Source organism: Rhodococcus sp. JG-3 (assembly GCF_000482405.1).
In the GTDB taxonomy this organism is placed as follows: domain Bacteria; phylum Actinomycetota; class Actinomycetes; order Mycobacteriales; family Mycobacteriaceae; genus Rhodococcoides; species Rhodococcoides fascians.
In genome coordinates, this window is sequence record NZ_KI519398.1 from 3,341,148 (window position 1) to 3,363,680 (window position 22,533).

The window sequence follows — 22,533 nt, forward strand, 5'->3', positions numbered from 1 at the left end:
GTGCGTGGCGGAACGCCCGTCGTTCCGCCACGATCACGCGCGTCGGCGAACCAGCACAGTTTGGGCGATGCGCCCGACCGGCCCCAGTTCGTCACTGAGGGTGCCTGCGCACATGGCGATGCCGTCCGGACCCGTCGACGTCTCGGCCGATACTCCGATCCAGTCGCCCTGGGGTTCACGGAAGACGTGCACCGTCAGATCGGTGTTCAGGAACGTCCACTGCTCGATCGGCAATTTCGCACCCACACCGTTGGCGATGTCGGCAATCGAGAACAGCCGTTCGAGTGGCGTCATCGACTCACCCTGCACCAGAACAGGAGTCGGCTTCGCCCACACTTCACCGGGCCCCGCTGCGCCGAGCTCGGTGAGGAACTTGAACTCGACCGCGTCGAGGTATCCGGAGGTCCAGAGTCCGCCGAAGGTGCTGTCGACGCCGGCGCTCACCGGTCGCATCACCGGATCGCCCACGTGCACGACGTCGTCGGTGGGCTCGGTACGCATACGCCATGCGCTGCCCCGCGCCACCGCTCGCGCCGGCCCCGCTGATCCTCGAGCCCAGAGTTCGGCGACGACGAGTTCGACATTTGCGCCCGGCCGCGCCGTCCATGCGCGAATCGTGATGTCCGACACCGGAACAGGTCCGAGTATGTCGACGACCACCCGGCTGATTCGAGTATCGGGTCTGGCGTCGACCCGCTCGAGTGCGCGGACCAACAACGCGGACGGCGGAGCGCCGTGCTGCATCGTCGGTGCCCACAGGCTGACGGTGTGCTCGGTGGCGGTGACGATCTCGTAACCGTCGTCGTCGACACCGGCAGGAACGAAGAAGGCGTCCGGACTCGTCACAGCTCCGTCTCCTCCTGCTCCGCAGCCGCCTGCGGCCAACCGGGGTACGGCGGGGGAGTGCCGCCGAACTCGGGGCACAGTGCCCGGTGATCGCACCACTTGCACAGTGCGCCTTTCTTGGCGCGGAAGTCGCCTGTCTCACCGGCCGCCAGAATCGCCTTCCAGATGGCCGAGAGCATGCGCTCGAAGCGCAGCAGCTCACCCTCGTCTGGGGCGTACGTCAGCTCCTGCTTGTCGGCGAGGTACATCAACTTCAGTTGCGCGGGAACGACTCCGCGCATGCGCATGATCATCAGCGCATAGAACTTCATCTGGAACAGAGCCTTGGATTCGGTGAACTCACGCGGCGCACGTCCGGTCTTGTAATCGACGACGCGAATCATTCCGTTGGGTGCAACGTCGATCCGGTCGATGAATCCGCGCAGCGGCGTTCCGTCGTCCAACGCGATCTCGACGCGCTGTTCGCAGGACTCGGGGTCGAAGTGCGTGGGATCTTCGAGTTCGTAGTACCCGTCCACCAGGGCACGAGCCCGGTCGAGAAACGCCGGACGGTCGTCCGCCGGAACCAGCGACGCGATGTCGGGTGACTCGGCGACGACCCGATCCCAGGCCGGGTCCACCAGGTCGCGGGCTGTGGTGGGCACTCGATCGCGGGCAGGGAGTGCGTACAGGGCCTCGAGTGCGGCATGCACCACAGTTCCCTTCACCTGAGCTTCGGTGGAGACCTCGGGAAGTCGGTCCACGGCACGGAAGCGATACAACAGTGGGCACTGCTTGAAATCACCTGCGCGAGAAGGAGACAGAGCCGGGGTACTGCGGTTGCCGGACCTCGAACGCGGTACGCCGGCGCTGTCACCGACATCGAGAAGAGGTAAGTCGATGGGGCTCGACACGGAAATACTCACGACTGCGAGACTATGCCGCTGGTCCGACATCTTCGGTGAAGGCCGTAGTCTGGCACGTCGAGTCGTCCCCCGACGCCTGCCGATCGAGGCCGAGCGTCACATCGCAACGAAAGCAGGTCCGCTGTGTCCTCCGGTGATTCCACATCCGCGTCGACCGACGGATTCGAGGCCGACGCCACGGCCGACGCATCGCTGCCCAGTGCGGACGACGTGGTCACTGCCACGACCGACGAGATCGAACTCGACCCGAATGTCACGTCCGGCGCGGAGGCCACTCCAGCTGCCGACGGCACAGCTGCCGACGCACCGGCGGAGACCGGCCCCGCCCGCAGTGGGCCGTTTCGAGTGGGCGATCGAGTTCAGCTCACCGACGGCAAGGGTCGTCACTACACGGTGGTACTGGAAGCCGGTAAGGAATTCCATACTCACCGCGGCGGCATCACTCACGACAAACTGCTCGGTGCCGACGAGGGCAGCGTCGTCACCTCCGTCAACGGCACCCCCTACCTCGCGCTGCGGCCGCTGCTGACCGACTACGTGCTCTCGATGCCCCGCGGCGCCCAGGTGATCTACCCCAAGGACGCGGCGCAGATCGTGCACGAGGGTGACATGTTCCCCGGCGCACGGGTGCTCGAGGCCGGTGCAGGATCCGGCGCTCTGACGTGCTCACTGCTGCGTGCAGTCGGTACAGAAGGAACGGTCATCTCCTACGAGATCCGGCAGGACCACGCCGACTATGCCGTGAAGAACGTCGAGACGTTCTTCGGCGAGCGCCCGTCGAACTGGCACTTGACCGTGGCAGACGTCGACCAGTTCGGTGTCGATCGTCCGGGTGAGCAGGTCGATCGGGTGGTCCTGGACATGCTCGCGCCGTGGGACGCGTTGCCCGCGGTGTCCAAGGCCCTCGTCCCCGGTGGGGTGCTGCTGGTCTACGTGGCCACGGTGACGCAGCTGTCCAAGGTCGTCGAGGCGCTACGCGCACAGGAGTGCTGGACCGAACCTCGATCGTGGGAGTCGATGGTTCGCGGCTGGCACGTGGTGGGTCTCGCGGTTCGCCCCGAGCACCGCATGCAGGGTCACACGGCATTCCTCGTCAGCGTTCGACGCCTCGCCGAGGGCACCGTGACCCCGAAACCGCAGCGTCGTTCCGGTAAGGGCTGACGCTGCAGGCTCGGCTGCCGACTCAGACGCAGGGTGCCTGGCCCATGGCCAGGATCTGGCACGTGCTGGCGTCCGACAGCTTCCAGGTGCCATCGATCAGCACCCAGGTCTGCGGTGCCGGAGCCGCGGTCCCGCGTGGGGTGGCGATGGCGACGTCCGCGGTGGACGTCTCGCCGGCGACGGTCGGCTCCGACACCTCGAAGGTGATCGCTCCGTAGTTCGCCAGTGCGGCGGTCATCGTCTCCAGGTTCGTCAGGCGCGCCTGACCGTTCTCGACTGCCGCAGCCTTGGTCGCGGCGTCCACGTCCGGTGCGACCAGCTGCTGCAGCGAGGTCTGCAGCTCGGCGACGGTAGGTGCTGTGACAGCCGGCCCGGCGGTGGTCGTCGGCATGGAGTCGCTGGTCGACGCGGAATTGTGATCGGCGTGATCGGATTCATCGCTCGAACTGCATCCTGCACCCACCAGAGCCACCGCGGCTACTGCGACGCTTGCCGAGAGAATACGCATTTTCACTGGTGAGGCCCCTGATTCCGTCGTCTGTCGATCGTTTGGTCAGGTGAGGCTAACATGAACTGGGATGGCCTTTCGGGGCCGCCGAGCAGAGTGGATGCCGACCCCGTTCGAGGTGTCGGTCCGCATCTCCGCGCCGCTGCCGGTAGCGTTGATAGATCGTCACTGGGAGGAGTCGCTCATGAGCTCAACAGACAATCCGGATGTGGCCGCGGCCAGAGCCGAACTGGACGCCGTGCGAGCCGAAGTCGCGTCGCTACGGCGCCAACTGGGGGAGTCCCCCGAGCAGGTACGCGAGCTCGAGGGCCGGGTCGATTCCTTGTCGCTGCGCAACACGAAGTTGCTCGACACTCTCAAGGAGGCCCGACAACAGCTCATCGCGCTGCGCGAGGAGGTGGACCGTCTCGGTCAACCGCCGAGCGGATACGGCGTCCTGCTGAGCGTGTTCGATGACGGCACAGTCGACGTGTTCACGTCCGGTCGGAAGATGCGACTGACGTGCTCACCCAACATCGAGGCCGACACGCTCGCTCCGGGACAGACCGTGCGGTTGAACGAGGCGTTGACCATCGTCGAGGCGTGCACCTTCGATCAGGTCGGCGAGATCAGCACTCTCCGAGAGCTTCTGGGGGATGGATCGCGCGCCCTCGTCGTCGGACATGCCGACGAGGAACGGGTGGTCTGGCTGGCCAAACCGTTGATCGACATGGTCAACGACGACGGACCGGTCGACCCGGACGAGCCGTCACGGAAGCTCCGTCCCGGGGATTCGCTGCTGGTCGACACCAAGGCCGGCTACGCGTTCGAGCGCGTTCCCAAGGCCGAGGTGGAGGATCTCGTTCTCGAGGAGGTTCCGGACGTCGGATACGAGGACATCGGCGGTCTCGGTCGACAGATCGAGCAGATTCGGGACGCCGTAGAGCTGCCGTTCCTGCACAAGGACCTGTTCCGGGAGTACTCACTGCGGCCACCGAAGGGCGTGCTGCTGTACGGCCCTCCCGGGTGTGGAAAGACGTTGATCGCCAAGGCCGTTGCCAACTCGTTGGCCAAGAAGATCGCCGAGGCACGTGGCCAGGATGCGCGGGAGGCGAAGTCGTTCTTCCTCAACATCAAGGGCCCCGAGCTGCTCAACAAGTTCGTCGGTGAGACCGAGCGTCATATCCGCATGATCTTTCAGCGGGCACGAGAGAAGGCGTCCGAGGGCACCCCGGTCATCGTGTTCTTCGACGAGATGGACTCGATCTTCCGTACCCGCGGCTCCGGCGTCTCGTCCGACGTGGAGACGACGGTCGTTCCGCAGCTGCTCGCCGAGATCGACGGTGTCGAAGGTCTAGAGAACGTCATCGTGATCGGTGCGTCCAATCGCGAGGACATGATCGACCCGGCGATCCTGCGACCCGGCCGACTCGACGTGAAGATCAAGATCGAGCGTCCCGACGCCGAATCGGCACAGGACATCTTCTCGAAGTACCTGACCGATTCGCTTCCGGTCAACGCCGACGACGTCGCCGAGTTCGGCGGCGATCGCGCGGCGTGCATCCGGGGCATGATCGATCGCGTCGTCGAGCGCATGTACGCCGAGAGTGACGACAATCGGTTCCTCGAGGTCACCTACGCCAACGGGGACAAGGAAGTTCTGTACTTCAAGGACTTCAACTCCGGGGCCATGATCCAGAACATCGTCGACCGGGCAAAGAAGTACGCCATCAAGTCGGTTCTCGAAACCGGAAACGCCGGACTGCGGATTCAGCACCTTTTCGATTCCATCGTCGACGAGTTCGCGGAGAACGAAGATCTGCCGAACACCACGAATCCGGACGACTGGGCTCGGATCTCGGGCAAGAAGGGCGAGCGAATCGTCTACATTCGCACGTTGGTCACCGGTAAGAACGCCAGCGCGAGCCGGGCGATCGACACCGAGGCCAATACCGGTCAGTACCTGTAGATCCACCGCTGGGCAGTTTTCGGGGCGCGTCCGCACAGGGCGCGCCCCGAACTGCATCTGTCGGCCGTCTAGGCTCGACTTATGCAGCGCATCATCGGTATCGAGGTCGAGTACGGCATTTCTTCACCGACCGAACCCACCGCCAACCCGATCCTGACGTCCACCCAGGCGGTGTTGGCGTACGCGGCAGCCGCAGGAGTGCCCCGCGCCAAGCGCACCCGCTGGGACTACGAGGTGGAATCACCGCTGCGCGATGCACGAGGCTTCGATCTCGGACGGTTCAGCGGACCGGCTCCGGTCATCGATGCCGACGAGATCGGTGCGGCGAACATGATTCTCACCAACGGTGCCCGCCTGTACGTCGATCACGCGCACCCCGAGTACTCGGCCCCGGAGGTGCGGGACCCATTGGACGCGGTGATCTGGGACAAGGCAGGCGAACGCGTCATGGAAGCGGCCGCACGGCACGCGTCGAGCGTCCCGGGGGCTCCGCGCCTGCAGCTGTACAAGAACAACGTCGACGGCAAGGGCGCGTCGTACGGCACGCACGAGAACTACCTGATGTCGCGCGAGACGCCGTTCTCGGCGGTGATCGCGGGGCTCTCGCCGTTCTTCGCCTCCAGGCAGGTCATCACCGGCTCCGGTCGAGTCGGTATCGGCCAGTCGGGCGACGAGGCCGGGTTCCAGCTCTCGCAGCGAGCGGACTACATCGAGGTGGAGGTCGGACTGGAGACCACCCTCAAGCGCGGCATCATCAACACCCGGGACGAACCGCACGCAGACGCAGACAAGTACCGACGTCTGCACTGCATCATCGGCGACGCCAACCTGGCGGAGATGTCGACCTACCTCAAGGTGGGAACCACGGCCCTCGTGCTCGACCTCATCGAGGCGGGCGTCGACCTGTCGGATCTGCAGCTGGCCAGGCCGGTCACGGCTGTCCATCAGATCAGCCACGATCCCACCCTGCGTAAAGCCGTGGCACTCGCCGACGGCCGCGAACTGACGGGCCTTGCGCTGCAGCGGATCTACCACCAGCGGGCGGCGAAGTTCGTGGCCGCCGAGGGCAGCGACGACGCACGAGCACTGGACGTGCTCGACAAGTGGGCGATGGTGCTGGACCTGCTCGAGCGCGATCCCATGGAGTGCGCGCATCTGCTGGACTGGCCGGCGAAACTGCGACTGCTCGAAGGCTTCCGACAGCGTGAGGGCCTCGGCTGGTCCGCTCCGCGGCTGCACCTGGTGGACCTGCAGTATTCCGATGTCCGCCTCGACAAGGGCCTATACAACAGGTTGGTCGCCCGCGGTTCGATGGATCGTCTCGTCACCGAGCAGCAGGTTCTCGATGCGGTCGGCACACCGCCCGACGACACGAGGGCCTACTTCCGCGGCGAATGCCTGCGCAAATTCGGTGCCGACATCGCCGCGGCGAGCTGGGACTCGGTCATCTTCGATCTCGGTGGCGATTCGTTGGTACGGATTCCGACGCTCGAGCCGTTGCGGGGAACGAAATCCCACGTCGGTGCCCTGCTGGAGTCCGTGGACAGTGCAGCGGAACTGGTCGACCAGCTCACCACCTGATCGTCCATGGCATTCGAATGGGTCGTTCGGCGGTGTCTTGCCAACCGGCGAGGTCGGACTGTCGGTAGGGTAAAGGTCCGTGCACTTTCGGCGGAACGTTCGGTAGCACTTGCACATCCACGCCGGTGCGCCTCGGATGACCCGGCGACCGTGCAGTAGATCTGTTTTCTCGATACACGGAGGAGGTCGGCGACTATGGCTCAGGAGCAGACACGGCGCTCGGGCGGCGGCGGCGACGACGAGGTCCCAGGCGACACGGGGGCCGGTGGCCAGGAACGGCGCGAGAAGTTGGCCGAGGAGACCGACGATCTTCTCGACGAGATCGACGACGTACTCGAGGAGAATGCCGAGGACTTCGTCCGCGCCTACGTTCAGAAGGGCGGCCAGTGACGGTGGATCGTTCGGACCCACGGTCGGCAGGCGACGGACCGGCGATTCCGCTGGGGTCCAGTAGCTCGTCCTTCTCCGACTACCTCCGGCAGCACGCCCCGCACCTGCTGCCGGAGAGCGGCCTCGCCGCGGACCTGGCGTCCCACGCCGCCAACGGCACCACCGACAAGTCCGGCATCGCTCCGCACGGGACGACGATCGTCGCCCTCACCTACGCGGGCGGGGTGCTGATCGCCGGTGATCGGCGCGCCACTCAGGGCAATCTGATCGCCAACCGGGACATGCAGAAGGTCTACGTCACCGACGAGTACTCCGCTGCGGGCATTGCCGGAACTGCGGGTATCGCAATCGAATTGGTTCGTCTGTTCGCTGTCGAACTCGAGCACTACGAGAAGATCGAGGGCGTGCCGCTCACCTTCAACGGCAAGGCCAACAAGTTGTCGTCGATGGTTCGGAGCAATCTGGGTGCGGCGATGCAGGGACTGGCTGCGGTGCCGTTGCTGGTCGGATTCGACATCGACATCTCCGATCCCGACAGAGCCGGACGCATCGTGTCGTACGACGTGGTCGGCGGGCGTTACGAGGAGCGGTCGGGCTATCACGCGGTGGGTTCGGGCTCGTTGTTCGCCAAATCCGCGCTCAAGAAGTTGTATCGCCCCGGAATGTCCGAGGACGAGGCGCTTCGGGCTGCAGTCGAGTCGCTGTACGACGCCGCCGACGACGACTCGGCCACCGGTGGTCCCGATGTCACCCGCGGCATCTACCCGACGGCGGTTGCCATCACGAGCGTCGGTGCGGACGACGTCGCGCACGATCGCATATCGGCTGCGGCCAGATCGGTTCTGGCAGAACGAACCGAGAGCGCAGCACACACCGGCGGCACGGACCACCACACCCGAGCAGGCCAGGAAGTCAGCGAAGGGGGTAGCGCGCTATGACGATGCCGTATTACGCATCTGCCGAACAGATCATGCGCGATCGTTCGGAATTGGCGCGCAAGGGAATCGGCCGCGGCCGCAGCGTCATCGTGCTGGCGTATGCCGACGGGGTCCTGTTCGTCGCCGAGAATCGCTCGACCGCGCTGCACAAGGTCAGTGAGCTCTACGACCGCATCGGTTTCGCTGCCGTCGGCAAGTACAACGAGTTCGAGAACCTACGCAAGGCCGGCATCCAGCACGCAGACATCAAGGGATACACCTACGATCGACGCGATGTCACCGGCCGGTCGTTGGCGAAGACCTACGCCCAGGCACTGGGCACCATCTTCACCGAGCAGCTCAAGCCGTACGAGGTCGAGATCTGCGTCGCCGAGGTGTCCCATCAGGACGAGCCGATGGCCACGCAGCTCTACCGCATCACGTACGACGGCTCCATCGTCGACGAACAGGATTTCGTCGTCATGGGCGGCACCACCGAGCCCATCGTGGCCGCGCTGAAGGATACGTACCGGTCCGGCCTCGGGTTGGCGGACGCAGTTCGTATCGCCGTCGACGCGCTCACCGCCGGTCCGACTTCGCCTGCGACTGCCGGTGCCGAGCCCGAGAAGAAGGTTCTCGAGGTGTCGGCCCTAGAGGTAGCCGTCCTGGATCAGGGGCGACCGCGTCGAGCGTTCCGGCGTATCGCTGGAGCTGCTCTGGCGGACATGTTGCCCGCATCGGCACCGTCCGCGACCGGCGACGGCTCCTCGGAGCCGGAGACTCCGCAGTAGTCCCCACACTTCGGATCGAGGTCGACGGCCTCGTGCTCTATCGCTTCCGGTAGAGCACGAGGCCGTTCTTGTCACTGCTGAACTGGAATGTCGTGCTGTCTCCGACGACCTCGCCGTCGGCCGCGAGGGCAACCGGGGCACCGTCCACCTCGACGGTCAAGCGTTGCGCCACACTGCGCACGTAGGCAGGCGACGAGCCGAGCGTTCCGGTGATCGTCGCCCACAGCAGTCGTGTTCTCGATGCCTTGGGTTCCGACGGGAGAAAGCGAACATCGAGGGTGCCGGTATGAATGCTGCTGCGCGACATGGGAACTTGATCGATCGGATCGTAGGTACCGTTGCCGACGAAGAGCATCCACACCGAGTGCGGCACCCCGTCGAGTCGAATGTTCAGTGGCTCTGCAGCCGCGAGCACTCGTGTCATCGCAACCGCAGCGGCCGGCCACTTACCGATTCGCTTCTGCAGCTTCTGCCGTAACCGCACCGAGTCGGGGTAACCCCCGAACGTCGCGGTGTTGACGAACGACACCCTGCGGCCGTCGACGTCCACCTCGGCGATGTCGACCAGTTCGGCGGTGCCCGCCTCGACGGCGGCGGCGGTGTCCTCGACTGCGGTCAGACCGGTGTCGCGAGCGAAGTGGTTGAGAGTGCCACCCGGAAACGCGGCGAGTGGCAGGCCGTTACGGGCGGCCGAGGCGGCGACGCTGACGACCGTGCCATCGCCTCCACACACTCCGAGAGCACGCGGCGTCGTGTTCCGAATTCTCTCTTCCAGTTGCTCGTTGAAGTCCCTCTCGGGATCGGGTACGAAGAGGTCGGCGTCGGGGAGCTCGCGACGGATGGCGTCCGGTACCGCCTCCGAACCGTCACCGGATCCGGGATTGACCAGCACCAACAGTCCCCGTCCGCCCGGCAGTGCCTCGACCTCGACCGGCGAGCCGAGATCGGCGGGCTTCGCCGAACGCACGGCCCACCAGCGGCGGGTCGACAGCGCGATCGCCGAACCGAGCGCCGCTCCGGCGACGACATCGGTGGGCCAGTGGACGCCGACGTGAACCCGGGAATAGCAGACTGCTGCGGCGACCGGAGCCAACAGCAATCCTGCCTTCGGTGATTCGATGGCGACCGCGGTGACGAAGGCGGCTGCGGACGCCGAGTGACCGGAGGGAAACGACGAGGACACCGGCGGGGCGAGCACCCGGCGGAGTACGGGAACCAGCTCGGTATCCGGCCTCGACCTCGGGAACACCGGCTTGAGCAGACCGTTCGCCACGGCGCTCGCACCCGCCACGGCGATCAGCCCCCGCACGCCGCCGCGTCGGGCCGAGCCACCGGCCGCGCCGAGAAGTGCGGCAGCTCCGAGCCACAGGCGACTGTGATCGGCGGCCGTGCTCAACGCGCGGAGCCCTGCATCCGCCCTGCTCGAGCGCAATGCCGCGCTTCGCGCAACGAGGGACAGGTCCCACGCGTGAACCGAGGCCGCAACAGACGTAGGCGTGGAAGTCATAGGGCCCAGCCTAGGCATGTGCGCCATCGAGGCGCTCCGACACATCCATCGGTGGCTTGCGTTGTAGTGTCGAAGTGTGCAGCGACGAATTATGGGCATCGAGACCGAGTTCGGTGTCACATGTACCTTTCACGGACACCGACGCCTGAGTCCGGACGAGGTGGCCCGCTACCTCTTCCGTCGCGTGGTCTCGTGGGGCCGCAGCTCGAATGTGTTCCTCCGCAACGGCGCTCGCCTCTATCTCGACGTCGGTTCGCATCCCGAGTACGCCACTGCCGAATGCGACAGCCTGCTGCAATTGGTCACCCATGATCGCGCTGGCGAGCGAGTACTCGAGGATTTGCTGATCGACGCCGAACAGCGTCTCGCCGAGGAGGGCATCGGCGGAGACATCTACCTGTTCAAGAACAACACCGATTCGGCGGGCAACTCCTACGGTTGCCACGAGAATTTCCTCGTCCAGCGAGCGGGCGAATTCTCGCGCATCTCGGATGTGCTCCTACCTTTCCTGGTCACCCGCCAATTGATCTGTGGCGCAGGCAAGGTGCTGCAGACACCCAAGGCCGCGACGTTCTGCCTCTCGCAGCGCGCCGAGCACATCTGGGAAGGCGTGTCGTCGGCCACCACTCGTTCGCGGCCGATCATCAACACTCGCGACGAACCGCACGCCGATGCCGAGAAGTATCGCCGGCTCCACGTCATCGTCGGCGATTCCAACATGGCCGAGACCTCGACCATGCTCAAGGTGGGGACGGCCGCACTCGTACTCGAGATGATCGAGGCAGGTGTCTCCTTCCGAGACTTCGCGCTGGACAATCCGATTCGGGCCATTCGCGAGGTCAGCCACGATCTGACCGGTCGCAGGCCGGTCCGCCTCGCCGGTGGCCGCCAGGCCAGTGCACTCGAAATCCAGCGTGAGTACTACTCCCGGGCCGTCGAGCATCTCCAGACGCGGGAGCCGAATGCTCAGGTGACACAGGTGGTGGACCTGTGGGGACGCACACTCGATGCCATCGAGTCGCAGGACTTCGCCAAGGTCGACACCGAAATCGACTGGGTCATCAAACGCAAGCTGTTCGAGCGGTATCAGGACCGCTACTCGATGGAACTTTCCGATCCCAAGATCGCTCAGCTCGATCTTGCGTACCACGACATCAAGCGTGGACGGGGAGTGTTCGACGTGCTGCAGCGCAAGGGTCTGGTCAAGCGAGTCACCGAGGACGAGCAGATCGACGAAGCGGTGAATCTGCCGCCGCAGACGACACGCGCGAAGCTGCGCGGTGAGTTCATCACCGCGGCCCAGGAAGCCGGACGCGACTTCACCGTCGACTGGGTACACCTGAAACTCAACGATCAGGCGCAGCGAACGGTGTTGTGCAAGGACCCGTTCCGTTCGGTCGACGAGCGCGTCGAGCGACTCATCGCATCGATGTAGTCCGGACCCGACTCGGCTGGAGGTCGGGTAGCGGTCCAGGCAACTCGGGTCGCTACAGCTCCGGCGGGCGGTGAACAACTAGGCTCGACTGTCGTGGCCACCACCAAAGTCGAACGCCTGATGAACCTGGTCATCTGTCTGTTGTCGACGCGTCAGTTCCTGACCGCGGAGTGGATCCGCGAGAGCGTTGCCGGGTACGACGACTCGACGAGCCTCGAAGCGTTCAGCAGGATGTTCGAGCGTGACAAGAACGAACTGCGCGATCTCGGGGTGCCCCTCGAGACCGGCATCGCCACGCGGTTCGGTGGTGTCGAGGGCTATCGCATCAACCGAGATGCCTACGAGCTGCCGGACATCGATCTCACCAGCGAGGAATCGGCTGCGGTCGCGGTGGCCGTCAAACTGTGGGAATCACCGGAACTGACCTCCGCGGCCCAGAGTGCGCTGCTGAAACTGCGCGCCGCAGGTATTCAGGTCGACCAGAACGAGTCGGCGGCTGCCGTCACGGCCGTTCCGGCCCGAACCCGCGGGTCCGAGCCCGCACTGGGCGCCCTGCTCGCGGCGATCGACGAGGGGAAGTCGGTGCGGTTCGAGCATCGACCCTCGTTGACCGAGCCGTTCGTCACCCGAACCGTCCAGCCGTGGGGCGTTGTGACGTTCCGGGGACGGTGGTATCTCGTGGGACACGACGTGGACCGAGACGACACCCGAACCTTCCGACTGTCCCGGATCGGCGACGACGTCAAAGCCTTCGGATCACCTCAGAGTGTCCGCAAGCCAGACGGTATCGATCTTCAGGACATCGTCCGCCGCGTCGCAGGCACGTCCTCGGTGTCGGGTACCGCGCGAGTGTGGCTCCAGGACGGTCGGGCGACGGAGCTGCGGAGGATGGGCACCGTGGTGGGGGAGCAGACGGTGGGGTCGCGCACCGGAACGGTCGTCGAGGTTCCGGTACGGTCCTGGGATTGGATTTCGCGGCTCATCGCCGGTCACGGTCCCGACGCGATGGTGTTGGCCCCGGCAGAGCTGCGGGCCGATGTCATCTCCACATTGCAGACTGCAGCCGAACTGGAGAACGAACGATGAGCGCGCGTCTGTCGGTGCGGTTGGCCCGCCTGCTCAACATGGTGCCCTTCTTTATGGCCAATCCGGGGTTGAGCGCCGAGGAGGCCGCTCGGGAACTGGGCGTGACCACCGCGACGCTGATGGCCGATCTCAATCAGCTCTGGATGTGCGGTCTGCCCGGGTACGGACCGGGTGACCTCATCGATCTGTCGTTCTCCGAGGAGAGCATCGACGTCACCTTCTCCGCCGGGATCGACCGGCCGCTGCGGTTGACGTCCACCGAGGCCACCGCACTGTTGGTCGCACTTCGGTCGTTGACCTCGATGCCGGGGATGGTCGATCCGTCGGCCGCTCAGCGAGCGATCGCGAAGATCGAGACCGCGGCCGGGTCGGCGGCGGCGAATGTGCCGCTCTCGTCCGACCACGACACGGCCGACGCGGAGGAGGGTCCGGTGTCGAGCACCGTACGGTCTGCGCTCCGAGCCCGGCACGCACTCGAACTCACCTACTATTCGGCGTCGCGAGACGTGCTCACCGAGCGCATCGTCGATCCGATCAGGACCGTGGTGGTCGACGACAACAGCTATCTGCAGGCATGGTGTCGCGGCGCCGAGGGCGTTCGGCTGTTCAGATTCGATCGCATCGATTCGGCCACCGAACTCGACGAACCGTCGTCTCCGCCGGAGTCGGTGCAGGACGAGGACGCGTTCGAAATATTCAACGACGACCCCTCTCTGTCCCAAGCGCGGTTACGCGTCTCACCTGCGTTCACCTGGATCCTGGACTACTACCCGATGACGCAGGTAGCCGCCGATTCGGACGGGTCCATCGAGGTGACCATGCGTTTCGCGACGCTGCAGTGGATGACCCGGCTGACCCTCGGGTTCGGCGGTGGCGTCACCGTACTGGGACCTGAATCCTTGGTGAATTCCGTCCGCGATCGTGCGCGGTCCGCCCTGAATGCCTACGCGGAGCTCGACGCCACCGACACCGATGGCGGCCTCGCAACATGAACGTGAGGTGAAGCGGTGCGCTCCGTTGCCGAGCGCACCGCCCGCCGTCGGGTACGCTCGATTCATCTGATCTCAGGAGGTTCACATGGGATTCACCAGTCCCTGGCACTGGGCCATCGTTGCGGTGGTCGTCATCATTCTGTTCGGTTCCAAGAAGCTGCCCGAGGCTGCGCGTGGACTCGGACGCTCGTTGCGCATCTTCAAGAGCGAGGTCAAGGAGATGCAGAACGACGGCAAATCCGACACCGATACCGCGACTGCACAGCAGCCGGCCGCACCCGCTCAGCTGCCATCGCCGGCACCCGTGGCGCAGACCGAGACCACACCCCAGCACGACGCGAAGTCTGCCTGAGCGACGCCGCTCAGCACACCTTCGGTGCCGACGCGGCACCGAAGGTTCACTGCTGTCGGTGACGGCCTCGTGCCGCCTGCCGACCGAAGAAGGCTGACCGTAGAACACCATGCGCATTCCGTTCGATCCACGGCGCAGTAAGCGTCGAGTCAATCCCGACGGCACGATGTCGTTGGTCGATCACCTGTACGAGCTGCGAACCCGGCTGCTCTGGTCGCTGCTGGCCATCGCGGTGACCACTGCATTCGGATTCTTCTGGTACTCACACACGATCTTCGGCGTCGAAAGCCTCGGCGATCTGCTCCGAGGCCCGTACTGCACCCTGGACCCGAGCCTGCGTGCGGATCTGAGCAACGACGATCAGTGCCGCCTGCTCGCCACCGGCCCGTTCGACCAGTTCCTGCTGCGGTTCAAGGTGGCGTTCACCGCAGGCGTCGTGCTCGCCTGCCCCATCTGGCTGTACCAGATCTGGGCGTTCATCACTCCCGGCCTGTACGCCAACGAACGCCGTTACGCAGTCTCCTTCGTCACCGGTGCCGCTGCGCTGTTCGTGACCGGAGCGATTCTGGCGTACTTCGTCGTCGCCAAGGGCTTGCACTTTCTGCTGTCGATCGGTGACAACGTCCAGATCACGGCACTGAGCGGCGATCAGTACTTCGGTTTTCTGATCAATCTTCTGATCATCTTCGGTGTCAGCTTCGAAATACCGCTGCTGGTCGTCGGGTTGAACTTCGTCGGTGTTCTCACCTACGAACGCCTGAAGGCGTGGCGTCGCGGGTTGATCTTCGGACTGTTCGTGTTCGCGGCGATCGCAACGCCCGGACAGGATCCCTTCTCGATGCTGGCCTTGGCGTTGGCTCTGACGGTGCTCTTCGAGATGGCAGTGCAGATTGCGCGGATTCACGACAAGCGTAAGTTGCGCAAGAGAAGAGACGAATGGGGTGATGTGTCAGATGACGAAGCAACACGCATCGAAGGCGCAAGTTCTATCCAGGCCCCACACGCTGTCGCACCGACACCGCCGGTGGGCGGTATCGGCACTGCGACCCGAACACAGGCACAGTACGACGACACGATCTGATGTGAGTCCCAGCGACGGGGCGCGACCATGAGCGAGGCTGTTGTCGACACCCGGTCCAGGCCAGAACCCACGGAACTGCAACGGTTTTCCGCGGAGTTGAGTTTTCCGTTGGACCGCTTCCAAGTGGATGCGTGCACTGCATTGGAGAACGGTCACGGGGTGTTGGTCTGCGCCCCGACCGGCGCGGGCAAGACCGTGATCGGCGAGTTCGCGGTGCACCTGGCCCTCGCTGCCGGTCGCAAATGCTTCTACACCACCCCCATCAAGGCGCTCAGCAACCAGAAGTTCGCCGAGTTGACTGCGCGATACGGACGCGAGACGGTCGGTCTGTTGACCGGTGATTCCTCCATCAATCCGGATGCACCCATCGTCATCATGACGACCGAGGTGCTCCGCAACATGCTCTACGCATCCTCCGACGCACTGCGCGGGCTCTCGCACGTGGTGATGGACGAGGTGCACTACCTGGCGGATCGGTTCCGAGGTGCGGTGTGGGAAGAAGTAATCCTGCACCTGTCCGACGACGTGCGTCTGGTGAGCCTGTCCGCAACGGTCAGCAACGCCGAGGAGTTCGGCGCGTGGATGAGTACCGTTCGCGGCGACACCTCGGTCGTCGTGGACGAGAACCGTCCCGTTCCGCTCTCGCAGCACATCATGGTGGGCCGTCGGTTGTTCGATCTCTTCGACACCCGAGCACAGTCACCGGACGGCCACCAGAAGGTCGTCGTGGACCGAGACCTGGTGCGGCACGTCAAGCAGCGTCAGTCGCTGGACTCCATGGATCGGTGGCACGCACCGCACAGTCGAGGACGCGGAGGTCGAAGCGGGGGCGGCGGACGCGGCGGCCACCAGGGAGGCGGAGGTGCCAACCGTCCGCTGGCTCGTCCCGACGTGATCGCCAAGCTGGACGAGGAAGGTCTGCTCCCGGCCATCACGTTCATCTTCAGTCGTGCAGGCTGCGACGGGGCCCTGACTCAGTGCATGCGTTCGCGGCTGGTTCTGACGACGCCTGAGCAGGCCGAGGAGATCAGGTACATCGTCGAGAAGCACACCTCCGAACTCCCGCGCGAGGATCTGGAAGTGCTCGGCTTCTGGGAATGGCGAGATGCGCTCGAACGCGGGTTCGCCGCGCACCACGCCGGAATGCTGCCGGTCTTCCGCCACACCGTCGAGGAGCTGTTCGTCAAGGGATTGGTCAGAGCGGTGTTCGCCACCGAAACTCTGGCTCTCGGAATCAATATGCCTGCCCGAACCGTGGTGCTCGAAAAGCTGGTCAAGTTCAACGGTGAGACGCACGCGGAGCTGACACCGGGGGAGTACACCCAGCTGACCGGCCGGGCCGGGCGACGCGGAATCGACGTCGAGGGTCACGCGGTGGTGCTGTGGCAGCCCGGTACCGAACCGACCGAGGTGGCCGGACTCGCGTCGACGCGAACGTTTCCCCTCCGGAGCTCCTTCGCGCCCGCCTACAACATGTCGATCAATCTGATCGAACAGTTCGGGGCAGCGGATTCACGGCAGTTGCTCGAACGGTCCTTCGCTCAGTTCCAGGCCGACCGGTCCGTCGTCGGCATGGTCCGCGGTATCGAGAAGAACATGAAGACGTTGGAGGCGCTCGGCGCAACGCTCGGTGGCCCCGACGGGGAGTACTTCGAGTACGCGCGACTGCGCGAGCGTCTGAAGGATCGAGAGAAGACCCTCGAGCGTCAGAACAGGTCCGATCGGCGGGACAAAGCCGTCGACTCGTTGCGTGCGTTGCGCCGCGGCGACGTGATCTCGGTGCCGTCCGGACGGCGCAGCGGACTGGCAGTGGTACTCGAACCGGACGACGATCGCGGCGATCCGCGGCCGCTCGTGCTGACCGAGGACAAATGGGCCGGCCGTCTGTCCGCTGCCGATTTCCCAACGCCGGCAACGCCTCTCGGCTCCATGCGATTGCCACGGTTCGTCGATCACCGCACCGCCAAGACCCGTCGGGATCTGGCGGCGGCATTGGTCACCCGCGGCATATCCCAGCCCTCCGATCGAGTGGGACGAAAGTCGACCGCCGCCGACGACAAGGAGTTGGCAACCCTGCGGCGGGCCATCCGCTCGCATCCGGTGCACAGCCGGCCGGATCGCGAGGAACTCTCTCGAACCGGCGAACGCTACAACCGGCTGGCCCGGGAGACCGAGTCGATGCGGCAGAAGGTGTCGGCCACGACGAACTCGCTGGCCCGAACGTTCGACCGCATTCTGGCTTTGCTGGCGGACCGCGGTTACGTGACCCCGGGCAAGGATCCCAAGGTGACCGACGACGGTGCGCGATTGAGCCGGATCTATTCCGAATCCGATCTTCTGGTCGCGGAATGCCTCCGCGGCGGACTGTGGCAGGGCTTGTCGGCCGCAGAGTTGGCCGCAGTGGTCTCGGCCGTGGTCTACGAGTCCCGCTCCGAGGGAGACATCACCCCACACGGCCCGACCGGACCCATCAGGCACGCGTTGACCGAGACCGTGCGGGTGTGGCACGAGCTGCGGGCCGACGAGGTTCGGCACAAACTGCCACCGACCAGAGAGCCGGACATGGGCTTCGTCAAAGCGATCTACAAGTGGGCTTCCGACCATTCGCTCGTCGACGCACTGGTCGCGGCAGGCGACAACGGCAAGGCGCTGTCCGGTGGCGACTTCGTCCGTTGGTGTCGGCAGGTCATCGACCTGCTCGACCAGGTCCGGCTCGCCGCTCCCGAACCCGAGCTGTCGCGAACCGCCGCCCGTGCCGTCGCCGCGCTGCGACAAGGAGTGGTGGCCGTCGATGCCGCGTGACCGATGCTGCGTGACGGGCCGAAACCGGACTGCCGGGTCGGTACAGCGGACGCAGCGACAAGCGGGATACTGTACCCCCGACGGATTCGAGATTTCAGTGGAGGCGAGATGAGCGGCCCATACGGTCCGACCGACCCCGACAACAGTTGGTCACGAACGCCGGACCAGGACGGTGCCGCGAAGGACGGGCAGGAAGCTTCCACCGGCGACGCTGCGGCGACATCCGAATCGCAGACTCCGACTCCGTCGGCGTGGGGACAGTACGCGCCGCCCACCGGCACCCCGACCACGCAGTACGGCGAACCTTCCGGAGGCGCGTACGGCCAGTCTCCCCAGGGGCAAACTCCCCAGGGGCAATACCCCCAGGGCGCGTATCCGGCCGGGCCCTACCCGCAGCAGGGTCAGAATCCTCAGGTTCAGGGTCCGCAGGGGCAGTACCCGCAGGGCTACAACCCGCAGAATCCGACCGCACAGAATCCCACCGCACAGAACCCGACCGCGCAATACCCGGCGGGACAGCCGTACGGGGCACCGTATCCGGGGGCCGGACAGCAGCCTGCCGGTGACGCCGCCTACCAAAACCCCTACGCACCACAACAATTCGGCGGCAGTGGGCAGTACGGTGCCGGCCAGTACGGTCAGCAGCCTCCCTTCGCGGGCGGGCAGAATCCGAATCAGCAGTATCCCGGTCAGCACTATCCCGGACAGCAGTATCCGGGCCAGTACCCCGGGCAGTACCCGGGCCAGCAGCCAGGTCCCGGTCGCAGTGGCACACAGTCCAAGAAGCCGCTGATCATCGCGGGCTCCGTCATCGCCGTCGTGGCCGTGGTCGCGGCAGTGCTGTACTTCGCGTTCGGGCGCACGACCACCCTCGATACGACGGCCGCTCAGGACGGTATTCGCACGGTGTTGACCGAGTCCTACGGTGCCACGAACGTCTCAGGGGTGTCGTGCCCGCAGAACATCGAAGTCAAGGCCGGCACCAGCGTCGATTGCACGCTGACGGTCGACGGGGCGTTCAAGAAGGTGACGTTGACGTTCCTCAACGACGACGCCGACTACGAGGTCTCACTCCCGAAATAGCCCCGGTCAATTCTGCGACGCCGTGGCCGCCATCGCCGAGACGAGGCGGTCCACGGCGTTTCTGATTCCCAGGGTCTCCGCGAGCTTGTCGAGTGCCTCGAGATCTGCCGGTTCCGCCGGAATCTCGTCCGACCTCGACAGAACGACGTCGGCATCGGTGACGACCCGCACCACCGGCAGTGCCGCATCGAGGTAGTCGCTGGCGTTGGCCAGCTTCGCCCGAATTCCCTTGGCCATGTCCGACTCCGGATCTAGTGCCGCTGCACGCAGGGCCGCGACGGACTCGTACTGCAGCATGAGTGTGGAGGCCGTCTTCTCGCCGACACCCTTGACACCCGGTAGCCCGTCCGACGCGTCACCGCGCAGAAGCGCCAATTCCGCGTAGGCCGCTCCCGCGCGGTGCAACGGGACGCCGTACCGCTCGGCCACTTCGACCGGGCCGAAGAGTTCGGCCTTGGCCAAGCCTCGACCCACGTACAGCACCCGTACCTCGTTCGGTTCGTCCGCCGCCACCTGCAACAGATCTCGGTCGCCGCTGACCACGACGACGGGATCGCGTCGTTCCTGTGCAGCCAAGGTTCCGAGCACGTCGTCGGCCTCGAGGCCGTCGGCCCCCGCGGTGGCAATTCCCAACGCCGCCAGAACGTCCATGATCATGTCCACCTGTGGCGTCAGGGTCTCGGGAACCTCTTCGCTCTCGGCCACATCCGGCGCGGCGTCGGCAACCCGGTGAGCCTTGTACGAGGGAACGAGGTCCACTCGGAACTGTGGACGCCAGTCGAGGTCGAGGCATACAGCCAATCGGCTCGGTTCGGTTCGCGTGATCAGGGCCGAGATCATGTCGAGGAAACCTCGCACGGCATTGACGGGACGGCCGTCGGGCGCCGTAATCGACTCGGGCAGAGCGTAGTAGGCCCTGAACCACAGGCTCGCGCCGTCGAGGAGCAGCAACGGCGACTTTCCGGGGGTGGTCATGGGGCTCATCTTGCCGTACGGCACTAGCCTGGAGGTATGAGTGTCGATTCTTCTCGTTTTCCCAGCGATGTCTACGCCTCCAGACTCGCGCGCGCGGCCCGCCTGACGTCGGACGCAGGCTTGGACGCCCTGCTGATCACTCCGGGCCCGGATCTGCAGTATCTGATCGGGTCCACGGCCAGCTCGTTCGAGCGTCTCATCGCGTTGGTGGTGCCGGCCGACGGCAGCACTCCCAGCATCGTCGTGCCGCGGCTCGAACTCGCCGCGCTGGGTGACTCCGCCGCCGAGGACCTGTCACTGACGCTCGTCGATTGGGTGGACGGCGTCGATCCGTACGCGCTCGTGGCTGCGGCCGTGCCGGCCGGCAGCAAGACCGCTGTCGCCGACGTAATGCCCGCCCTGCACTTCGTGCCGCTGGCAATGATTTTCGGGACCGTGCCGGTACTGGCGACAGACGTTCTGCGCCAGCTGCGGATGATCAAGGACGACGCCGAGATCGATGCTCTGCGTCGAGCCGGTCATGCCATCGACCGGGTTCACGCCCGGATGGGCGAGTGGCTCCGAGTGGGCCGAACCGAAGCCCAGATCGCGGCAGACATCGCGACGGCGATCGTCGAGGAAGGCCATACCGCACCGGAATTCATCATCGTCGGCTCCGGTCCGCACGGTGCCGATCCGCACCACGAGGTCTCCGATCGTGTCGTCGAGGCCGGCGACGTGGTCGTCGTCGACATCGGTGGACCCGTTGCGCCGGGATACAACTCGGACTCCACTCGCACCTACAGTCTCGGCGAGCCTTCGGCCGAGGTCGCTACCCGGTACGCGGTACTGGAGCGAGCTCAGCAGGCAGCAGTCGACGCTGTGTCGCCGGGAGTCAGCGCGGAGTCCATCGACGCAGCCGCACGCGAGGTGTTGGTCGAAGCAGGTCTGGGAGAGGCGTTCCTGCACCGCACCGGACACGGTATCGGCCTGTCGGTGCACGAGGAGCCGTACATCGTGGCGGGCAACGACATCACTCTCACCGAGGGAATGGCGTTCAGCATCGAACCGGGCATCTATTTCCGTGGGCAGTGGGGTGCCAGGATCGAGGACATCGTCGTCGTGACGGCGGACGGGTGCGAATCGGTCAACCTCCGCCCCCACGGTCTCGCCGTGCTGCCGGTGTGACCGACGGCCGCCGAGCCGAGTTCGTCTCCGTCGTCAGGACGAATCCGATTGTGGCCGAGGTACTTCGGCGTGCGCCGCAGCTCGGGCTTTCGAATTGGTACCTGACGGCGGGCGGTCTGTTCCAAACCGTGTGGAATCACCTCGCCGACCGAGATCTCGGGGCCGGAATTCGCGACTACGACTTCTTCTACTTCGACGACACGGATCTGTCGTACGCCGCCGAGAACGACGTGATCGAGACCGCGGCCGACGTGTTCGCCGACCTCGGGGTCGATGTCGAAGTGCGTAATCAAGCGCGTGTACACCTGTGGTACGAGCAGCATTTCGGAGCGACGTTGGCTCCGTACCGAAGCTCCGAGGATGCCATCGACCACTTCGTGTCGACCACGTGCTGTTTCGGGATCACCGTGGACTCCCACGGTATGGACCGCGTTTATGCCCCACACGGCTTCGACGACCTGTTCGCCGGGATCGTCCGGCCGAATCCGCGATTGCCGATGCGGCACGTCTACGAGGCGAAGGCCGCGCGGTGGACCACCGAATGGCCGAACCTGACCGTTCTACCCTGGCCGACGGACGACTAGCGTCGCAGCAGCGAGCGGCTGCCCAGTACCCGCCGCACCGCTATCTCGACGACGACGCGGGTCGGATTCTCCCGCGGCACTCGATAGCGTCGGGCATAGCGGTTCTCCGCATCGGCGACCGACTCGTGGTCGTCATGAACGGTGGCCGGACCCTCCAACGTCAGCCAGCGGGCACCGTCGATCTGGGTGACGGCGGCGTAGGCACCGCGGCCGGCGTTGATCGCCTTCTGCGACACGTTGTTGGTGATGACACGGGCGACGTGCGCGTCCGCGTCGTAGGTGAACCCGACGGCGACGACATGGGGCGTGCCGTCCGGACGCAACGTCGTCAGCGTGGCGAGGTGCCGTTCGGTGAGGAATTCGATCGCCTCGTCGGTGAGGGCAGTCGCGTCAGCGGGGGTAGCGGCCATGACTCGACTGTA

The 22,533-nt window shown here is 65.4% G+C and carries 21 protein-coding genes; 15 read left to right on the plus strand and 6 right to left on the minus strand.

Features of this window, described 5'->3' with window-relative positions:
• Nucleotides 1-33: 33 nt before the first annotated feature.
• Both K414_RS0117245 and K414_RS27250 read right to left on the minus strand, forming a co-directional pair.
• Entirely contained in the window at nt 34-789 is a 756-nt protein-coding gene (locus K414_RS0117245) for a thioesterase family protein (RefSeq protein ID WP_230073646.1), read from the minus strand.
• 53 nt (nt 790-842) lie between these two features.
• Complete coding sequence (locus K414_RS27250; protein WP_045841904.1) at nt 843-1,649, minus strand: RecB family exonuclease; 807 nt, start codon at nt 1,647-1,649, stop codon at nt 843-845.
• A gap of 225 nt (nt 1,650-1,874) precedes the next feature.
• On the opposite strand from K414_RS27250, the gene K414_RS27255 reads away from it, so the two are divergent.
• Entirely contained in the window at nt 1,875-2,912 is a 1,038-nt protein-coding gene (locus K414_RS27255; RefSeq protein ID WP_268987853.1) for a tRNA (adenine-N1)-methyltransferase, read from the plus strand.
• 22 nt (nt 2,913-2,934) lie between these two features.
• Here K414_RS27255 and K414_RS0117260 read toward each other — a convergent pair whose 3' ends face one another.
• Nucleotides 2,935-3,420, minus strand: a complete 486-nt coding sequence (locus K414_RS0117260; protein WP_032365805.1) for a hypothetical protein — start codon at nt 3,418-3,420, stop codon at nt 2,935-2,937.
• A 184-nt stretch (nt 3,421-3,604) separates the two neighbouring features.
• Between K414_RS0117260 and arc the strand changes: the two genes are divergently transcribed.
• From arc to prcA, 5 genes are all read left to right on the plus strand, one after another.
• Complete coding sequence (arc, locus tag K414_RS0117265; RefSeq protein ID WP_027497084.1) at nt 3,605-5,368, plus strand: proteasome ATPase; 1,764 nt, start codon at nt 3,605-3,607, stop codon at nt 5,366-5,368.
• Nucleotides 5,369-5,449: 81 nt separating this feature from the next.
• A complete protein-coding gene (dop, locus tag K414_RS0117270; protein ID WP_027497085.1) occupies nt 5,450-6,949 on the plus strand; it encodes a depupylase/deamidase Dop in 1,500 nt (499 codons plus the stop codon).
• 195 nt (nt 6,950-7,144) lie between these two features.
• Nucleotides 7,145-7,339: a ubiquitin-like protein Pup gene (locus tag K414_RS0117275; protein ID WP_027497086.1), complete on the plus strand. Its 195-nt coding sequence runs from the start codon at nt 7,145-7,147 to the stop codon at nt 7,337-7,339.
• Nucleotides 7,336-8,277 carry a proteasome subunit beta gene (gene prcB / locus K414_RS0117280; RefSeq protein ID WP_027497087.1) on the plus strand — a complete coding sequence of 314 codons (942 nt, stop codon included), beginning with the start codon at nt 7,336-7,338 and terminating at the stop codon, nt 8,275-8,277. The genes K414_RS0117275 and prcB overlap by 4 nt, the downstream gene beginning before the upstream one ends.
• Complete coding sequence (prcA, locus tag K414_RS0117285) at nt 8,274-9,047, plus strand: proteasome subunit alpha (RefSeq protein ID WP_027497088.1); 774 nt, start codon at nt 8,274-8,276, stop codon at nt 9,045-9,047. The genes prcB and prcA overlap by 4 nt, the downstream gene beginning before the upstream one ends.
• A gap of 37 nt (nt 9,048-9,084) precedes the next feature.
• Here prcA and K414_RS0117290 read toward each other — a convergent pair whose 3' ends face one another.
• Complete coding sequence (locus K414_RS0117290) at nt 9,085-10,554, minus strand: bifunctional phosphatase PAP2/diacylglycerol kinase family protein (protein ID WP_027497089.1); 1,470 nt, start codon at nt 10,552-10,554, stop codon at nt 9,085-9,087.
• 76 nt (nt 10,555-10,630) lie between these two features.
• On the opposite strand from K414_RS0117290, the gene pafA reads away from it, so the two are divergent.
• The 7 genes from pafA (at nt 10,631) to K414_RS0117325 (ending at nt 19,385) form a co-directional block, all read left to right on the plus strand.
• Entirely contained in the window at nt 10,631-11,989 is a 1,359-nt protein-coding gene (pafA, locus tag K414_RS0117295) for a Pup--protein ligase (RefSeq protein ID WP_174557245.1), read from the plus strand.
• A gap of 93 nt (nt 11,990-12,082) precedes the next feature.
• Entirely contained in the window at nt 12,083-13,075 is a 993-nt protein-coding gene (locus tag K414_RS0117300; RefSeq protein WP_027497091.1) for a YafY family protein, read from the plus strand.
• A complete protein-coding gene (locus tag K414_RS0117305; protein ID WP_027497092.1) occupies nt 13,072-14,067 on the plus strand; it encodes a YafY family protein in 996 nt (331 codons plus the stop codon). The genes K414_RS0117300 and K414_RS0117305 overlap by 4 nt, the downstream gene beginning before the upstream one ends.
• Nucleotides 14,068-14,152: 85 nt before the next feature.
• Nucleotides 14,153-14,419 carry a Sec-independent protein translocase subunit TatA gene (tatA, locus tag K414_RS0117310; protein WP_027497093.1) on the plus strand — a complete coding sequence of 89 codons (267 nt, stop codon included), beginning with the start codon at nt 14,153-14,155 and terminating at the stop codon, nt 14,417-14,419.
• 109 nt (nt 14,420-14,528) lie between these two features.
• Nucleotides 14,529-15,500 (plus strand): twin-arginine translocase subunit TatC, encoded by a 972-nt coding sequence (gene tatC, locus K414_RS0117315; RefSeq protein WP_027497094.1) that lies wholly within the window; start codon nt 14,529-14,531, stop codon nt 15,498-15,500.
• Nucleotides 15,501-15,527: 27 nt separating this feature from the next.
• Complete coding sequence (locus K414_RS0117320) at nt 15,528-18,302, plus strand: DEAD/DEAH box helicase (protein WP_051365148.1); 2,775 nt, start codon at nt 15,528-15,530, stop codon at nt 18,300-18,302.
• 108 nt (nt 18,303-18,410) lie between these two features.
• Nucleotides 18,411-19,385, plus strand: a complete 975-nt coding sequence (locus K414_RS0117325; protein WP_027497096.1) for a DUF4333 domain-containing protein — start codon at nt 18,411-18,413, stop codon at nt 19,383-19,385.
• Nucleotides 19,386-19,391: 6 nt separating this feature from the next.
• On the opposite strand, the gene K414_RS0117330 is transcribed toward K414_RS0117325, so the two are convergent.
• The gene (locus tag K414_RS0117330) at nt 19,392-20,369 is read right to left on the minus strand and encodes a 5'-3' exonuclease (protein ID WP_027497097.1); all 978 of its coding nucleotides are present in this window, start codon (nt 20,367-20,369) and stop codon (nt 19,392-19,394) included.
• Between the two features lie 27 nt (nt 20,370-20,396).
• On the opposite strand from K414_RS0117330, the gene K414_RS0117335 reads away from it, so the two are divergent.
• Nucleotides 20,397-21,527 carry a Xaa-Pro peptidase family protein gene (locus K414_RS0117335; RefSeq protein WP_027497098.1) on the plus strand — a complete coding sequence of 377 codons (1,131 nt, stop codon included), beginning with the start codon at nt 20,397-20,399 and terminating at the stop codon, nt 21,525-21,527.
• Nucleotides 21,524-22,111: a nucleotidyltransferase family protein gene (locus K414_RS0117340; protein ID WP_027497099.1), complete on the plus strand. Its 588-nt coding sequence runs from the start codon at nt 21,524-21,526 to the stop codon at nt 22,109-22,111. The genes K414_RS0117335 and K414_RS0117340 overlap by 4 nt, the downstream gene beginning before the upstream one ends.
• On the opposite strand, the gene K414_RS0117345 is transcribed toward K414_RS0117340, so the two are convergent.
• A complete protein-coding gene (locus K414_RS0117345; protein WP_027497100.1) occupies nt 22,108-22,521 on the minus strand; it encodes a TIGR03618 family F420-dependent PPOX class oxidoreductase in 414 nt (137 codons plus the stop codon). The two genes, K414_RS0117340 and K414_RS0117345, sit on opposite strands and share 4 nt — an antisense overlap.
• Nucleotides 22,522-22,533 lie beyond the last annotated feature (12 nt).

Excerpts from the sequence above, each read along its gene's own strand:
- K414_RS0117260 (WP_032365805.1), bottom strand. The coding sequence starts at position 3,420 with ATGCGTATTCTCTCGGCAAGCGTCGCAGTAGCCGCGGTGGCTCTGGTG.
- arc (WP_027497084.1), top strand. The coding sequence starts at position 3,605 with ATGAGCTCAACAGACAATCCGGATGTGGCCGCGGCCAGAGCCGAACTG.
- dop (WP_027497085.1), top strand. The coding sequence starts at position 5,450 with ATGCAGCGCATCATCGGTATCGAGGTCGAGTACGGCATTTCTTCACCG.
- K414_RS0117275 (WP_027497086.1), top strand. The coding sequence starts at position 7,145 with ATGGCTCAGGAGCAGACACGGCGCTCGGGCGGCGGCGGCGACGACGAG.
- prcA (WP_027497088.1), top strand. The coding sequence starts at position 8,274 with ATGACGATGCCGTATTACGCATCTGCCGAACAGATCATGCGCGATCGT.
- K414_RS0117290 (WP_027497089.1), bottom strand. The coding sequence starts at position 10,554 with ATGACTTCCACGCCTACGTCTGTTGCGGCCTCGGTTCACGCGTGGGAC.
- K414_RS0117305 (WP_027497092.1), top strand. The coding sequence starts at position 13,072 with ATGAGCGCGCGTCTGTCGGTGCGGTTGGCCCGCCTGCTCAACATGGTG.
- tatA (WP_027497093.1), top strand. The coding sequence starts at position 14,153 with ATGGGATTCACCAGTCCCTGGCACTGGGCCATCGTTGCGGTGGTCGTC.
- tatC (WP_027497094.1), top strand. The coding sequence starts at position 14,529 with ATGCGCATTCCGTTCGATCCACGGCGCAGTAAGCGTCGAGTCAATCCC.
- K414_RS0117320 (WP_051365148.1), top strand. The coding sequence starts at position 15,528 with ATGAGCGAGGCTGTTGTCGACACCCGGTCCAGGCCAGAACCCACGGAA.
- K414_RS0117325 (WP_027497096.1), top strand. The coding sequence starts at position 18,411 with ATGAGCGGCCCATACGGTCCGACCGACCCCGACAACAGTTGGTCACGA.
- K414_RS0117330 (WP_027497097.1), bottom strand. The coding sequence starts at position 20,369 with ATGAGCCCCATGACCACCCCCGGAAAGTCGCCGTTGCTGCTCCTCGAC.
- K414_RS0117335 (WP_027497098.1), top strand. The coding sequence starts at position 20,397 with ATGAGTGTCGATTCTTCTCGTTTTCCCAGCGATGTCTACGCCTCCAGA.
- K414_RS0117345 (WP_027497100.1), bottom strand. The coding sequence starts at position 22,521 with ATGGCCGCTACCCCCGCTGACGCGACTGCCCTCACCGACGAGGCGATC.